The 15,207-nt window shown below is 38.2% G+C and carries 13 protein-coding genes; 7 read left to right on the top strand and 6 right to left on the bottom strand.

The features are described from left to right. Nucleotides 1–2: 2 nt before the first annotated feature. From pyrG to AAOP42_RS05905, 3 genes are all read right to left on the bottom strand, one after another. On the bottom strand, nt 3–1,628 hold the full coding sequence (pyrG, locus tag AAOP42_RS05915; protein WP_349527546.1) for a CTP synthase: 1,626 nt from the start codon (nt 1,626–1,628) through the stop codon (nt 3–5). Nucleotides 1,629–1,788: 160 nt separating this feature from the next. Beyond that, on the bottom strand, nt 1,789–2,562 hold the full coding sequence (gene surE / locus AAOP42_RS05910; RefSeq protein ID WP_349527545.1) for a 5'/3'-nucleotidase SurE: 774 nt from the start codon (nt 2,560–2,562) through the stop codon (nt 1,789–1,791). A 171-nt stretch (nt 2,563–2,733) separates the two neighbouring features. Then, nucleotides 2,734–3,474 carry a head GIN domain-containing protein gene (locus AAOP42_RS05905; protein WP_349527544.1) on the bottom strand — a complete coding sequence of 247 codons (741 nt, stop codon included), beginning with the start codon at nt 3,472–3,474 and terminating at the stop codon, nt 2,734–2,736. Nucleotides 3,475–3,867: 393 nt separating this feature from the next. On the opposite strand from AAOP42_RS05905, the gene mtaB reads away from it, so the two are divergent. Further along, nucleotides 3,868–5,187: a tRNA (N(6)-L-threonylcarbamoyladenosine(37)-C(2))-methylthiotransferase MtaB gene (gene mtaB / locus AAOP42_RS05900; RefSeq protein ID WP_349527543.1), complete on the top strand. Its 1,320-nt coding sequence runs from the start codon at nt 3,868–3,870 to the stop codon at nt 5,185–5,187. On the opposite strand, the gene AAOP42_RS05895 is transcribed toward mtaB, so the two are convergent. Further along, nucleotides 5,184–5,741: a DUF2911 domain-containing protein gene (locus AAOP42_RS05895; protein WP_349527542.1), complete on the bottom strand. Its 558-nt coding sequence runs from the start codon at nt 5,739–5,741 to the stop codon at nt 5,184–5,186. The two genes, mtaB and AAOP42_RS05895, sit on opposite strands and share 4 nt — an antisense overlap. A 309-nt stretch (nt 5,742–6,050) precedes the next feature. Here AAOP42_RS05895 and AAOP42_RS05890 point away from each other — a divergent pair, with 309 nt between their 5' ends. The 5 genes from AAOP42_RS05890 (at nt 6,051) to AAOP42_RS05870 (ending at nt 11,707) form a co-directional block, all read left to right on the top strand. Beyond that, a complete protein-coding gene (locus tag AAOP42_RS05890; RefSeq protein WP_349527541.1) occupies nt 6,051–6,332 on the top strand; it encodes a hypothetical protein in 282 nt (93 codons plus the stop codon). A 9-nt stretch (nt 6,333–6,341) separates the two neighbouring features. Beyond that, nucleotides 6,342–8,741: an ABC transporter permease gene (locus AAOP42_RS05885; protein WP_349527540.1), complete on the top strand. Its 2,400-nt coding sequence runs from the start codon at nt 6,342–6,344 to the stop codon at nt 8,739–8,741. 66 nt (nt 8,742–8,807) lie between these two features. Beyond that, nucleotides 8,808–9,446 carry a septal ring lytic transglycosylase RlpA family protein gene (locus AAOP42_RS05880; protein ID WP_349527539.1) on the top strand — a complete coding sequence of 213 codons (639 nt, stop codon included), beginning with the start codon at nt 8,808–8,810 and terminating at the stop codon, nt 9,444–9,446. A 195-nt stretch (nt 9,447–9,641) separates the two neighbouring features. Then, nucleotides 9,642–10,847 carry a histidinol-phosphatase gene (locus AAOP42_RS05875; protein ID WP_349527538.1) on the top strand — a complete coding sequence of 402 codons (1,206 nt, stop codon included), beginning with the start codon at nt 9,642–9,644 and terminating at the stop codon, nt 10,845–10,847. A 26-nt stretch (nt 10,848–10,873) separates the two neighbouring features. Further along, entirely contained in the window at nt 10,874–11,707 is an 834-nt protein-coding gene (locus tag AAOP42_RS05870; protein WP_349527537.1) for a DUF2971 domain-containing protein, read from the top strand. Between the two features lie 167 nt (nt 11,708–11,874). On the opposite strand, the gene fsa is transcribed toward AAOP42_RS05870, so the two are convergent. Then, nucleotides 11,875–12,531, bottom strand: a complete 657-nt coding sequence (gene fsa / locus AAOP42_RS05865) for a fructose-6-phosphate aldolase (protein WP_349527536.1) — start codon at nt 12,529–12,531, stop codon at nt 11,875–11,877. Between the two features lie 24 nt (nt 12,532–12,555). Continuing rightward, complete coding sequence (locus AAOP42_RS05860) at nt 12,556–13,500, bottom strand: Gfo/Idh/MocA family protein (protein WP_349527535.1); 945 nt, start codon at nt 13,498–13,500, stop codon at nt 12,556–12,558. Between the two features lie 656 nt (nt 13,501–14,156). Here AAOP42_RS05860 and AAOP42_RS05855 point away from each other — a divergent pair. Beyond that, the gene (locus AAOP42_RS05855) at nt 14,157–15,179 is read left to right on the top strand and encodes a LacI family DNA-binding transcriptional regulator (protein WP_349527534.1); all 1,023 of its coding nucleotides are present in this window, start codon (nt 14,157–14,159) and stop codon (nt 15,177–15,179) included. Nucleotides 15,180–15,207: the final 28 nt, after the last annotated feature.

Genomic DNA, 15,207 nt, shown 5'->3' with positions numbered 1-15,207 from the left:
TTTTAAGAATTAATTTTTTCTTTTTTACTGGCGAGTGCCGCTTTTATAAATCTAACAAAAAGAGGATGAGGGTTCAATACCGTACTTTTTAATTCAGGGTGAAACTGAGAACCAACAAACCAGGGATGGTCTTTCAGTTCAACTATTTCCACAAGTCCGGTCTCAGGATTGACTCCTGAAGCTATCATTCCTGCCTCTTCAAAATCTTTTAAATATTTATTATTGAATTCATACCTGTGTCTGTGTCTTTCACTAATATTGACATGCCCATAAGTAGAAAACGCCTTAGTACCTTTCGTCAGGTGACAATCGTAAGCACCAAGCCTCATGGTACCTCCTTTATCCGTAATCGACTTTTGATCTTCCATCATGTCTATTACCGGATACTTGGATTTAGGGTTCATTTCTGTAGAATTTGCACCTTTTAGTTTCAATACATTACGGGCAAACTCAATAGTGGCGCATTGCATGCCCAGGCATATTCCAAAAAATGGAATCTTATTTTCCCTTGCATATCTTACCGCTTCTATCTTTCCTTCTATCCCTCTTTCTCCAAATCCCGGAGCGACCAAAATTCCATCCACCTCACTAAATAATTTTTCACAATTTTCAGCAGTAACATCTTCTGAGGAAAGCCATGTTACACGGGTTTTACATTCATTTTCTGCTCCAGCATGAATGAAGGATTCACTTATCGACTTGTAAGCATCCTGCAATTCCACATATTTACCAACTACAGTAATAGATACTTCAGAGGTTGGGGTTTTCAGTCTCCTTAAAAAGTCTTTCCACTGATCCAGGTTCGGCTCTTTTTTATGAGAAATCTTCAATTTGGTAAGCACCCGCTCATCCAGTTTTTCCTTTCTCATGAGCAAAGGCACATCATAAATGGTAGATGCATCTCTTGCCTCAATCACACAATTGACCGGAACATTACAAAACAGAGCTATTTTTCGTCTTAAATCAGAAGGCAAATGATGTTCACTGCGACACACCAAAATATCAGGCTGAATTCCCGCTTCCAGTAGTTGTTTTACAGAATGTTGAGTCGGTTTTGTTTTCAACTCTCCGGCAGCATTCAAATACGGTATCAAGGTCAAATGTATCGACACCACGTTTTGTGGCCCCAATTCAAACCTTGCCTGTCTCACAGCTTCAATAAACGGTAGCGATTCAATATCGCCAACACAGCCACCGATTTCAGTAATCACAACATCATAATTACCTGTTTTACCAAGCTTATATATACAATCCTTTATTTCGTCAGTAATATGAGGAACCACCTGTACAGTTTTTCCCAAAAACTCACCCCTTCGTTCCTTAGTGATCACGTCGTAGTAAATCCTTCCTGTGGTAACATTGTTTCCCTGAGAAGTAGGGCTGTTGAGAAATCGCTCATAGTGCCCCAAATCAAGGTCAGTTTCTGCTCCATCATCAGTTACATAACATTCACCATGTTCATATGGGTTTAGAGTTCCCGGATCAACGTTGATGTATGGATCAAATTTTTGGATTGTTACGCTGTGTCCTCTGGCTTGGATAAGCTTGGCTAAAGAAGCTGCAATAATTCCTTTACCAAGAGAAGAGGTTACTCCGCCCGTAACGAAGATGTATTTGGTTGATGGCATATATAAGTGGCAAATATTATGTTACGGGGCACAAAGTTATCCCTTTAAGGGAATATCCTTACCCTATAAGGAAAGAAATATTTAATTAAAATGAAATGCTGAAGTTGATGATCTGTTCCAGCTCGAAACATCAGGGAAAAGAGTTGCTAAAAAAGGTTTGTCAGAGATCCCATTTTTCATTTAAAAAAGTAATTCCGTGGTGAGCAGTCAGGTCAAACTGACAAGGAACTACCGATACATAGTTATTGGCAATGGCCCATTCGTCATTGTCCTCACCTTTGTCGTAGTTCACAAAATTACCTACCATCCAATAGTACTTTCGTCCGTTGGGATCTATTCTTTCATCAAAGTCCTCTTCCCATTTGGCATTAGCCTGCCTGCAAACTTTAATACCTTTGACCTTCTGATTTTGTTTACAAGGAATGTTTACATTCAAAGCCATTCCTATTGGCAACCCTTTTTCCAAAACCTCTCTGGTGATTTTGAGAATGTATTCATCAACATGAGAAAAATCTGCATGCCAACTGTAGTCGCATAGTGAAAATCCTATGGCCGGACAACCTTCGATAGCCCCTTCGATAGCACTCGACATGGTACCGGAATACAGCACGCTGATTGAGGTATTTGAGCCATGATTGATACCACTGACTACCAAATCTACTTTTCTTCCTTTTAGCACCCTGTGCTTGCCCAACTTGACACAGTCCGCTGGTGTACCGGAACTTTTATATGCTTCAACACCTTCTCCAAATATATCTGTTTCTGAAAGTCTCAAAGTATCACCAACTGTAATGGCATGTCCCATTCCGGATTGAGGCCCGTCAGGTGCTACTACCACTACTTCTCCGAGGGTTTTCATCAACTCAACTAATTTTCGTATCCCAAGGGAGGTAACCCCATCGTCATTGGATATAAGGATCAAAGGTTTTGACATGCTCAAATTCGATTTATTATTAAGCCGCCAAAATTAACAGAAGCATTTTAACAAATCGTAAACTATCCGTTATTTATGTTTCCTGATTCGGAAATCATACCCGTGAAAAAAGCCACTTCAAAACTTATTGAAGTGGCCATATAACCAATAATTGTGAAGATTTCTTATTTGCTAGTTCGCCTTTCTTACTTTGCCACTACTACTGGCATCAACAATTACTTTTTCCGGATTACCCTTGTATAAAATTCTTCCGCTACTCGAAGCATCGGCTATCAATTCGTTAGAAACAGAAATTTCGGCACTTCCAGAGCTACTTATGTCAGCCTTTACTCTTTCACTTTGCAAGCCATAAGCCATGAATTTACCCGAGCTGCTGATGTGAAACCTTTGAAAACTAGTACGCCCCGATAGCTCCAAACGCCCGGAACTGGTAACCTCTACGTCCAAATCCTCAGTGTTTACTTCCAAACTTGCCCTGGCAGAGCTCGATACATCAATGTCCAATTCTCTGGCGTCAACACTCAACTCTGCGCTTGCCGAGCTACTTACTTTGACAGACATTTCATTTGACTTTATTACCGACTTACCAATTACGGACGAAGACGAACTTGCCTTAATGGCTTCCAGATTGCTTTTATAGGTCAGGTAAACCTTTACAGTAGTAGATCGGTAATTTCCCCTTTCCATGTGAATATTCAGGTTTGAACCTGTAATTTCTGTCAATACCCTATCGGCATCTACTCCGGTGGTTTCAATTCGGGCAGAGTTTTCATTGCCTTCTTCAATGATCAATTTGATGGATTCACCAACAGATATTTTGCTGAATGAAGGCAGATTTCTGGTTTCTTCATTTTGTGCAAACCCTTCCAAAAAGAAAGTAAACACTAAAATGGCTATTAATATCTTTTTCATGCTTTGAAGTTTTTTCTTACTAGACAACAGCCTTACCGAAAGGGTTGCATGAGTGGTTTAATTAATTTCCTGAAATCCAAAAACGTTTATGATTAACAGGAACCTAGACCTGTCAGGTTTCTTTCAAAAAAGCGCAGATAAATTATTGTCAACATCAGGTTTTCTGACTTAAACCTAACAGGTCTGCTGATTTTCTATATCAAAATTTTTAGAATAAACTGGGAGGTTTAGCCTCTTTGTTTTATTCAGGTTTGGACTTAAATATTAACACAAAACAAATTTATAAAAGAGCACAGAAGCTTTTCCTTTTTTGAATGACATCCAAATTTGAATCAGATGTTGCCCACTTTTATTGATCTAGTGTCTAAATTTGCCTCCTGAATCCAAAAGACAATGAAAAAAGTAGCTTTTTATACCCTCGGTTGCAAACTGAATTTTTCCGAAACTTCCACCATTTCCAGGATGTTTGAAGAGAAAGGGTATGAAAAAGTAGATTTCAACGACACTCCGGATATTTTCATCATCAATACCTGCTCGGTAACAGAAAATGCAGATAAGAAATGCAGGAAGGTTGTAAAAGATGCCAAGAAGATTTCACCTGATTCTTATGTCACCATCATTGGCTGCTTTGCACAATTGAAGCCAAAGGAAATCTCCGAAATACCTGGAGTTGATGCTGTATTGGGAGCTGCTGAGAAATTCAAGTTACTGGAATACCTTGATGGTTTTGTAAAAGAAAAAGAAGCCAGAGTATTGGCTTCAGAGATATCCTGCGCCAATACTTTCAACAATGCGTATTCCATAGATGACCGTACCCGGACTTTTCTCAAAGTACAGGATGGCTGCAATTATGGCTGTGCATTTTGCACCATTCCACTTGCCAGGGGAAAAAGTAGAAGTGACACCATCGAAAACATTGTCCTTTCTGCAAAAGAGATAGCTAAAAAAGGAGTGAAAGAAATAGTACTTACAGGCGTAAACATTGGTGATTTTGGAATTCAGGACGGCAAAAGACAAGAGAAATTTATTGATCTGATAAAACAACTCGACGAGGTTGAAGGAATCAATCGAATTAGGATTTCCTCCATTGAACCAAATTTATTGTCGGAAGAGATTATCAGATTTGTAGCCCGATCGAAAAAATTTGTACCACACTTTCACATACCTCTTCAATCAGGAAGTAATAAAATATTGCGACTGATGAACCGCAGGTATTGGAGAGAACTTTATGCCGACCGGGTGTCATTGATAAAATCAATCATGCCACATTGCTGCATCGGTGTAGATGTAATCACAGGATTTCCAGAGGAAACACATGAAGATTTTCTCGACACTTACAACTTTATCAATGACCTGAATATATCCTACCTGCATGTATTTACCTACTCGGAAAGAGCCAACACCCAGGCAATAGATATGAACGGAGTAGTACCCGTCAAAGAAAGGAATGATCGGTCTAAAATGCTTAGGATATTGTCCGAAAAGAAAAAAAGAGCCTTTTACGAAGAAAATATAGGCTCAACTGCAACAGTGCTTTTTGAAGATGATGTGGATAATGGCAAAATCCATGGCTTTACTGAAAATTATGTCAGAATAGAAGCCAACTACGATCCTGTGATGATCAATCAAACCCGAAGAATAGTGATGAAAGGGATTTCTGAAAACATGACCATGCAAATTGAATCCGAAATAACGGAGATGGCAATTTCTTAGTTTGAATCAATAGGTTTTACATTAAAACTAAACCTTAGATACTCCCAGGCAAAGACTATTTTTCCTGTACTGTCCACCTCAAATGTCATTTTTTCCTGCAAGTCTCCAACATTATATGGGGAGACTTCTATTCTTGCTACATCTTCTGACTGCTTGTAGTCATACACTCCCCACTGATCGTATATTTTATTAAAAATCACTGTCCACTTGTCCTTTCCGGGAATAGTAAACAAACTAAATTTCCCAACGGGAATGGTATCACTTCCAACCAGCAATGGACCCGAAGTTTCAAAAATATTAGCCTCGTTTGCCCCGGTTCTCCAAATTTTATCATACTTTACCAAATCTCCCCAAATCTTTCTTTCCTTTACTGATGGCTGGCTGTAGTCTATAGACACCTTTGCCCTACCCACCTGAGCTCTGGTAATGTTGGGCGGTGATGGTCGATCCATTTTGTCCTTATATCTGAACAACATATAATCGGCTTCTACCTGAGCCATTTCTTTGCCCGACTTAATCCCACAACCGGATAAAGCGATCAGGTACAAACACATTAAACAATAAAATTGACTGGAAGAATTAAACATTGATATACTATAAATAAAATTAGCCGACCAAGATAATTATTAATTTCCTATCAGGAAGGTTGTATTACACCTTACGTTTATAAAAATTTAAAGTTGAAATTCTGATTTTGAAAATCTAAGCAAACATAAAATGGCATATAAGTGAACAAAAAGTGTTACAAAAACGATCACTCTTACAGGTTTTAGCATTCATCAAAACACTGTAAATGAAACACTTAAATACTGAGGTATGCTTTTTGATGTTTCTGCTCATGTATAAATCAAAAATCGATTGATATGGGAGTAATAGGAATAGAAGTTCCTGAATTTGTAGGAGAACAACAAGACATTCAGGTTGAGGTGAAAATCAATGGAATAACAAAAGAATACAACTACAGGGTAGAGATATTTTACTGGGAAGAATGTGATTTTTCCATAGAAAACAGAGTGGAATGTATCAGGAATATTATTTCATCATATAATAAGGACTGGCAGTTGGCACACATTGGCGTACCCAACGATGACTATATACCCATTACATTTCGTAAAAAAAAGAAAACAGAAAGTACCCGATTCTAGAAGAACACCATGCTCAAGAACTATTATAATATTGCTGTAAGAAACATCATCAAGCACAAACTTTTTTCTTTTATAAACATCTCTGGTCTGGCTTTGGGTCTGGCATGTTGCATGCTGATTGGTATCTACATAAAAGATGAGTTAAGCTATGATAAATTTCATAAAAACGCTGACAACATCTATCGCATCACCAGAGAATTCAAAAGCCCGGATGGATCTACGTCCCTTCACTTGTCCCGGCTCGCTCCCCCTTTTTTACCACTGTTAAAAAATGACTTCCCGGAAATGAAAACCATGACAAGGTTTATTTCTTTTGGTGGAACAATCAAATATGAAAACAAAATATTTATTGAAGAGAATGTCGGATGGGCTGATAATAACATATTCGACGTTTTCGATTTTGAATTTATACATGGAAATCCCGAAAATGCACTTCTGGATCCCGGATCTATGGTCATTAACGAGGACATTGCCAACAAATATTTTGGCGGCACAGATGTAATAGGAAAAACCATCAGGTTCAGTAATCAGGCTAATTTAAAAATCACAGGAGTAGTTAAACGGATGCCGGAAAACTCTCATTTCAATCTGGAAATGATAGGTGACTTTAGCCTGGTAGAGCAATATTATGGAGGAAGAGAAAACATGATCAATGAGTGGGGAAGCAATAATTTCTCAACTTATTTTATACTGGATGATCAAGCATCAATCAGCGAGGTTGAACGAAGGTTACCGGACTTTCTAACCAGACACCTTGGCGAAAATGCCAATGACTGGAATGCGCTCCATATCCAAAAACTGACTGATATACACCTGCACTCCCATCTCGATGATGAGTTAGGGGCAAATAGTGACATCAGGCATGTCTATACTTTTGCTGCCATCGGCTTGCTCATTTTGTTTATTGCAATCATCAACTACATGAACCTTGCTACAGCCAAGTCGGCCAACAGAGCCAGAGAAGTAGGAATGAGAAAAGTAATGGGTGCAGGAAAATCAAGCCTGGTAGGTCAATTTTTAATAGAATCAATTGTTCTGGTATCAATAGCCATTGTGATTGCTTTTATAATAGTTCAATTTTCACTTCCTTATTTAAGAGCGTTTACAGACAGAATACTGGAATTCGACACTGAACAGAGTATAATGGCTTTTTCCATTGTGATTGCTTTTGGCTTATTGATCGGAGTACTGTCCGGTTCATACCCTGCATTTTATTTATCCTCTTTCGACCCCTTAAGAGTACTCAAAGGCAAATTATCTGCCGGCTCTAAAAGTACAGCATTCAGACGTTCACTGGTTGTGTTGCAGTTTTCTATATCTGCTATCCTTATTGTATCTACAGGAGTGATCTTCCAACAACTGAGTTACATTCAAAACAAAAATTTGGGTTACGACAAAGATCACATTCTGACGATACGTCTAAATGAAGAAATCACCACAAAATTTGAAGTGTTCAAAAATATACTTTTGGGACACCAATCGATAGATAACGTAGGCACATCGAGTCGAATACCAACCATCCAGCTTCTGGACAGTCAGGGTGCGGAAGCTGAAATCAATGGAGAAATGGTAGCACCGGAGGTTACCCTGAAGGGCCTTCGGGTCGATCACGATTTTCTGGACACTTATAATATAAAAATTATGGCCGGAAGGAATTTTGACAAAACCATTCAGGCAGATGATACTTCAGCTTACCTTCTCAATGAAACCGCAGTTAAGATGACAGGCTGGGAGTCCAATGAGGAAGCCATAAACAAAAAAATAACTTACGGAGGGCGTAAAGGAAGGGTTATAGGAGTTGTGCAGGACATCCATTTCGAAACCCTTCAAAATAAAATCAGTCCTTTGATCATGCAGATTCCTCAAAATCATGGTCGCTATGTCTCCATTAAAATGAAAGGAGATCAGGTAAATGAAACTATAAAGTTCATAGAAGCACAGTGGTCGGAATTTTCTCCCAATACTCCCATACAGTACCACTTTATTGACGAAAGATATGACAGGCTGTACAATCCTGAAAACAGAAGAGCTCAATTGTTTACTGGATTTTCCCTAATCGCTATTTTTCTGGCATGCTTAGGGCTATTTGGGCTTTCCTCGTTTACTGTTTCACAACGGTCAAAGGAAATCAGCATCAGAAAGGTGCTTGGTGCCTCTATTACTGAAATCGTCTCCATTCTTTCAAAAGAATTTATCATATTGGTCGGTATCAGTATTTTTGTTGCTTTTCCACTCGCTTATATTTTCAGTAAACAATGGCTTCAAAATTATGCCTATAGAATAGAATTAAACTTACTCCCATTTATATTGGCAGGCATACTGTCTCTACTGATAGCATTTTGCACTATTAGTTTTCAAACATTTAAAGCTGCCAACAGCAATCCCGTAGATGCATTGAAAGATGAATGATACGAACACAATAAATATCTTGAGGAATTTGGTATTGTATTTGTAAAACAACACCAAATTTCCACCATGAAATACTATTTACCATTTCTCCTTTGCCTTTCTTTCTTAACCTCTTGTTCGGCTGTCAAAACCGTTCCTGCCAATAAAGCTATTATTGGAAAGAAAATAGAAAGTGGAATAGCAAGCTGGTACGGCCCAGGCTTTCATGGCAAGAAAACCGCCAATGGTGAAACATTCGATATGAATGCCTTGACTGCTGCCCACAGGACTTTACCATTTAACACTTTGGTAAAAGTAGTGAACCTCAACAATGGCCTATCTGTCACCGTCAGAATAAACGACCGGGGGCCTTATGCAAAAAACAGAGTGATTGACCTCTCAAAAAAAGCTGCCGGAAAATTGAGAATGATTGAGTCCGGCACTGCCAACATTGAATTGATCCTCTTAAAATCAGACAGAGAAATTTCAAAAAAGCTGACCACTCCTCATTATGCGATACAAATTGGATCTTACGCATCAAAATCCAGTGCTATAAGAAAACAAAGTGAAGTAAAAGGTGCACGAATAGAAGAGGTCTTTATAGAAGGGCAATTGATCCACAGAGTTTATGTAGGGCTATTTACAGATGAAAAAGAAGCCCACAAAATGAACAAAATAATGGCCTCAGAAGGCATTCAGGGATTTGTAAAGCAAATAGAAAATTAACCCTACTTTGTCATAGTATTAACCCTGCCGTTTTGTGCCTGGCTGAGCTGACAAGTCTCCAGAAACGGGAATGACATTAGAGAATGTTTGTGAGGACACCTGCCAGTCGGCAAACATTAGCTCTAAATCCATTTAAAAAAATATAAAATCATTATTTTACGGATGAATTAAAAAAAATATCAACCAACCAACTCAATGAAACATCTAAACACAATACTTTTTCTCTTGCTACTCAGCTTCATTACAGTACTCAGTAACTGCACCAGTCCTGAACCTATCAAAAAAAAGTGGTACAAAGGCAACCTGCACACACATTCTTATTGGAGTGATGGTGATGAGTTTCCGGAAATGATCATGGACTGGTATAAAAACCATGACTACCAGTTTATAGCCTTGTCAGACCACAACAGGTTTGCAGAAGGAGATTTTTGGAAAACGATTCGCAAAGAAAAGATTTACCAAGATGCTTTTAAGAAGTATCTGGACAAATACGATTCTTCCTGGGTCGAGTTTAAAGTGGATTCCGGAAGGATAGATGTGAAACTCAAAACCTATGAAGAGTACAGGCCATTGTTTGAGGAAAAAGAAAAATTCCTCATTTTGAAATCTGAAGAAATCACTGACAGATTTGAAAACAAGCACATCCACATGAATGCCACAAACATCCAAAAACTGATCAAACCACAAGGAGGCAACAGTGTACTGGAAGTACTGCAAAACAACATGGATGCCCTGCAGAATCAACGTGATGAAACAGGCATTCCCATGATTCTCCATCTGAATCACCCCAACTTTCACTACTCCGTCACTCTGGACGACATGATTCAGCTAAGAGGAGAACGGTTTTTTGAAGTATTCAATGGCCACAATTCTGTACACAATTTTGGAGATTCTGTACATATCGGTACCGAAGAAATGTGGGACCTGATCAACATCGCATATTTAAACAACGGAAAACCCCTGATGTATGGACTTGCCACTGACGACAGCCACAGTTACCACCAAATAGGTAGCAAATGGAGCAACTCTGGCAGAGGCTGGATTATGGTACAGGCGGATTCTCTTCACGCTTACTCTCTTATTGAAGCTATGGAAAATGGACTGTTTTATGCTTCTACCGGAGTGACATTCGACGATGTAAACTTTGCCGACAATGTATTGAGTGTGGATATAAAAGCAGAAAAAGGTATTGACTATGACATTACCTTTATAGGGTGCGATCTTGAAGACAAAGAAACACGCATATTGAGCCAGGTGAAAGGCAACTCTGCCAAATTGAAAGTCACTGACAAAATGAAATTCGTAAGGGTAAAAGTAGTTTCAACCAAGCTACATAACAACCCCATTGAAAATGCCATCTATGAGATGGCCTGGACTCAGCCTGTTTTGTTCAATAATTAGTTTTAGGAGAAATTTGAGCCTTACGAATGAAACTGTATAAATATCTTGCATCTGAAAACGCACTTAAAAATATAGTTGAGGGAAAAATAAAATTTGCTACACTAGAAAGTTTGAATGACCCAACCGAATTGTTACCGAAAATTTATGAAAGTGAGCTACTGAAATCATTGAAAGAAAAAAGAGTAAATGGATATAGTAAAGATGACATACTAGACCTTAAAAAGCAGGAAATATTATTTAGAAAACTATCACCTGAAACTATGGTGATAAGTGCTCCCGAATCTATAGAAAAAGCTAACTCAATTGTAAATCTTTCAATCTATGATGATATCAACTATCTAACTTGTATGTTCAATAAAACTGTAGAATTGATGTCTTCAAGGTGCGGGATTTTTTGTACCTCAACTCGATATGATTCATTACCTATGTGGGCTCATTATGCCAACAATGCTTCTGGATATGTAATCGAAATCAAAAATTTACAGAAAGAATATTCGGGAGATGGTACAGGAATACTAAACCAAATAAATAAGGTAGAATATAAGAAGAAAAGGTCTGGAATTAGTTTTGAGAAAGGTTCCTATAATTCTTTATTCTTTGAGAAAAATAAAGACTGGAAATACGAATCAGAAAAAAGAATTATCACTGAATTAAATGACTGTAAAAAACTGACAATTGATAATGGTGAAATTTATATTAAAAAAGTAAGCAAGAATCTTATTTCTAAAGTGATTTTTGGTTGGAAAACATCAGAGGAAAAAATTGAGATACTTACAAAAGAAATCTATGCTATTAACTCAAATATAAAAGTTATGAAAGCAATAATTAGAAATGGATTAATAGAAATAAAAAACCTATAATTGAAGAACGGCCTTGGGTTATAAGTTACAGCTCTCACCCCATCCAGAGTACAGGTTATCGAATTGAAGGTGCATTTTCTAGTAGCAGAAAAATTTATAGGTTAGAAAAAGCACAAAAAGAAAAAGGGAGCATTTGCTCCCTTTTTTCATTCAGTCTAAATTTCTTTTTAGCTATTTCCTTTTGCGTAATCCGCCAGGAATATTTCCAATCCCTTATCAGTAAGTGGGTGCTTGAGAAGTCCCAAAATCACTTTCAAAGGACAGGTAGCTATGTGAGCACCCATTTCAGCACATTTGATCAAATGGATGTTGTGACGGATAGAAGCTGCAAGTATCTCCGTTTCAAAATCGTAGTTATCAAATATAGTCACGATCTGATCGATCAATTCCAAGCCATCCATAGAGATATCATCCAATCTGCCTAAGAAAGGAGATATGTAAGATGCTCCTGCTTTTGCTGCCAATATCGCCTGTCCGGCGTTGAATATCAACGTACAGTTTGTTCTGATTCCCTCAGAACTCAATGTTTTGATTGCTTTTACACCATCCTTGATCATTGGGATTTTCACCACAATTTTAGAATCGATTTGAGCAAGCGCCCTGCCTTCTACGACCATGGTTTCATAGTCGGTGGCTATTACTTCTGCGCTCACATTGTCATCTACAATGTCACATATAGCTTTGTAATGAGCCAAAATATTGGCCTGTCCGGTGATGCCTTCTTTGGCCATCAAAGATGGATTGGTAGTCACTCCGTCCAATACTCCCAAATCGTATGCTTCCTGAATTTCGGCAAGATTAGCCGTGTCAATAAAAAATTTCATTCCTTCTGTATTTTATTATGTTGATTATTTTATTTCATTAAAAATTCGCTGAACCACATCAGCATTCATCATGCTGTGCCAATGAGAAAATAACTGACTTTCAATTTTTCCTGATTCGATACTTTTCACTGCATCTTCTATTTCATGGAAATACCCTGTGCTCTCAAACGGCAAAGATAGTTCTTTAATTTTTCCGTCAATATTCAATTTCAGGTTTTGGCCTTTGTAAAACTCATCCAGCTGAATCCAGCCTCGTTCACCGTAAATTATGACCTGCCCAGGTGTCGTAGAACTCAATGCTGAATAAATTTGAGCTGATGCTCCGGTAGCATATTTAAACTGAGCTGCAATACTTTCATCTACTCCAGTATCCACAATATTGGCTGCTACAGCTATAGATTCCGGCAGCATCCCAAACACATCGTTTACCAGCGCAATCGGGTAAACACCCAAGTCCAGCAAAGACCCTCCAGCCAATTTCGGATTCCAAACACGGTGACTGTCATCTCTCGGAAAAAGAAAACCAAAATCAGCCCTCACGAGTTTCACCTCCCCTATATCTCCCGAACGCACCACCTCCATCATATAGCGATAAGCAGGTAAAAAACACATCCATAGGCCTTCCATCAAAAACAGGTTGTTCTTTTTCGCACAATCTATCATCCTTTGAGCCTCCTCCGGATTTATTCCCATTGGCTTTTCGCACAGTACATGCTTGCCATTTTCCAGGCAGTTGATTACATTATCAACATGGAAATTGTGTGTAGTGCCTATATAGACTATATCAACTTCTTTGTCAGCATACAACTCATCATAGTTGTCATATATGCTGGCATCAGGATATTCAGATGCCAATTTTCCTGCATTACTATAGGACGCAATCGCTGCAATATTTTGCCCTTCCACTTGCTTTAAACTCGTTGCAAAATTTGGAGTAATGTTGCCGTATCCTAATAATCCCCAATTCATATTTTATTCAATTTACTTTAAAGAAGGTTGAACTTCCTTTCCTTTTGATTTAGAAAAATACACTTGACTCAAAAAGAAAAGAATTCACGCACAACTAATAATATTGTTAGAAGTATTTGATCACACTAAGAAAAATACACTCCGCTCCAGTCCGGATAAACACATTTAAAAATCTTGCTATCCCTCACACCAAACTGCCGTCAGTTTAAGCCCTTTTTGTCATTTCGACAAAGGAGAAATCTTTCTGGCAGACCTACAATTAGCTAAGAAGATCTCTGCCTGTCGGCAGACATGGCCTCCTTCGTCGGGATGACAAGGCAGCATTTTACTCAACCTTACGACTATGACAGCAGGTGCGGTAAGTAAACTTTTCTTAATTGACTTTGTCTGAATCCTTATTTGCAAAATGACCACCGTTACCGTTCAATTTTGATTTTGTGCATACTACAATCCTTCGTCAGTTTTAATTCATAAATACGTCAATACATTTTCGTTTTACCTCAGTAATAAAACAATCGTTTACACAAATTACAATCAACTATTAAATCAAATAAAAGCCATTTAATTGTAATAATATTTTTGGAAAGAATAAAAAATATTCTAACATTGTGCAAACGTTTACATGAACTATTCGAAACAATTAGGATTTTCATCTGGTGACCAAAAAAACCACTATATCAGATATTGCAAAGGCATTGAACACTACTGCGGCCACCGTGTCCAGAGCACTCAGTGACAATCCCCGGATTAGTGACAAAACAAAAAAACTAGTCAACGATACCGCAAAAGCTTTGGGCTATGCACCAAATCCTGTTGCTGCTGCCCTTAGAAATGGCAGGAGTAAGATTATTGGAGTGATCGTACCATATATAGACAGGAGCTTTTTCTCCTCTGTGATCAGAGGCATAGAAGAAGAGGTAAAAAAACATGGGTACAACATTATGATTTGTCAATCCCTGGAAGACAAAGATGCAGAAGCTGAAAATATAGACATACTGATCAATGCCCGGGTTGCAGGGATTGCGCTTTCCCTTGCCAGCAATGATGAGAGCCATTTAAAAAAAATCATCAACCACAACATTGCACTCGTAACTTTTGACAGGATAGCAGATAACCTGGCTCCACACACTGTAGCAGCAGATGATTTTGAAGGTTCTTATCTGGCGACTAAGCATTTGATTGATCAGGGATACAAAAGAATAGCTCACTTAGCCGGAAGTCAGAAAATAAACATCTACCGCAACAGACAAAGAGGATATCGTGCAGCATTGGAAGAAAACGGTCATGAAATTGACAATGACCTGATTATAAGTACAAACAGTAAGGTGATTGCCGGAAGAGAGTCCGCAGAAACGTTATTGAACCTGAAAAATCCGCCTGATGCCATTACCAGTGCCAGTGATTTTTCTGCCTTGGGAGCTTTGCAATACTGCAAATCAAAAGGAATAAAAATCCCTGAGGAAATCGGGATCACTGGTTTTGCAAACGAACCTTTTACAGAATATTTGGAGCCTTCATTGACATCAGTGAGTCAAAATACACTTGAAATGGGAAAAATCGTTGGACAGGTATTCTTCGACCAATTCAATACCGAAGAGCAGCAAACTCAATACAAAAAAATTCTTTTAAAACCAGAACTCATAGTCAGAAAGTCTTCTTTAAGAACAATTAACAAATAGATATTTTAGAACATATTTAATAAAAACA

The sequence above is a fragment of the Reichenbachiella sp. MALMAid0571 genome, from assembly GCF_040151475.1.
In the GTDB taxonomy this organism is placed as follows: Bacteria; Bacteroidota; Bacteroidia; order Cytophagales; family Cyclobacteriaceae; genus CAXBNB01.
This window is presented reverse-complemented; position numbering and strand designations above follow the sequence as displayed.

Excerpts from the sequence above, each read along its gene's own strand:
- pyrG (WP_349527546.1), bottom strand. The coding sequence starts at position 1,628 with ATGCCATCAACCAAATACATCTTCGTTACGGGCGGAGTAACCTCTTCT.
- surE (WP_349527545.1), bottom strand. The coding sequence starts at position 2,562 with ATGTCAAAACCTTTGATCCTTATATCCAATGACGATGGGGTTACCTCC.
- AAOP42_RS05905 (WP_349527544.1), bottom strand. The coding sequence starts at position 3,474 with ATGAAAAAGATATTAATAGCCATTTTAGTGTTTACTTTCTTTTTGGAA.
- mtaB (WP_349527543.1), top strand. The coding sequence starts at position 3,868 with ATGAAAAAAGTAGCTTTTTATACCCTCGGTTGCAAACTGAATTTTTCC.
- AAOP42_RS05895 (WP_349527542.1), bottom strand. The coding sequence starts at position 5,741 with ATGTGTTTGTACCTGATCGCTTTATCCGGTTGTGGGATTAAGTCGGGC.
- AAOP42_RS05890 (WP_349527541.1), top strand. The coding sequence starts at position 6,051 with ATGGGAGTAATAGGAATAGAAGTTCCTGAATTTGTAGGAGAACAACAA.
- AAOP42_RS05885 (WP_349527540.1), top strand. The coding sequence starts at position 6,342 with ATGCTCAAGAACTATTATAATATTGCTGTAAGAAACATCATCAAGCAC.
- AAOP42_RS05880 (WP_349527539.1), top strand. The coding sequence starts at position 8,808 with ATGAAATACTATTTACCATTTCTCCTTTGCCTTTCTTTCTTAACCTCT.
- AAOP42_RS05875 (WP_349527538.1), top strand. The coding sequence starts at position 9,642 with ATGAAACATCTAAACACAATACTTTTTCTCTTGCTACTCAGCTTCATT.
- AAOP42_RS05870 (WP_349527537.1), top strand. The coding sequence starts at position 10,874 with ATGAAACTGTATAAATATCTTGCATCTGAAAACGCACTTAAAAATATA.
- fsa (WP_349527536.1), bottom strand. The coding sequence starts at position 12,531 with ATGAAATTTTTTATTGACACGGCTAATCTTGCCGAAATTCAGGAAGCA.
- AAOP42_RS05860 (WP_349527535.1), bottom strand. The coding sequence starts at position 13,500 with ATGAATTGGGGATTATTAGGATACGGCAACATTACTCCAAATTTTGCA.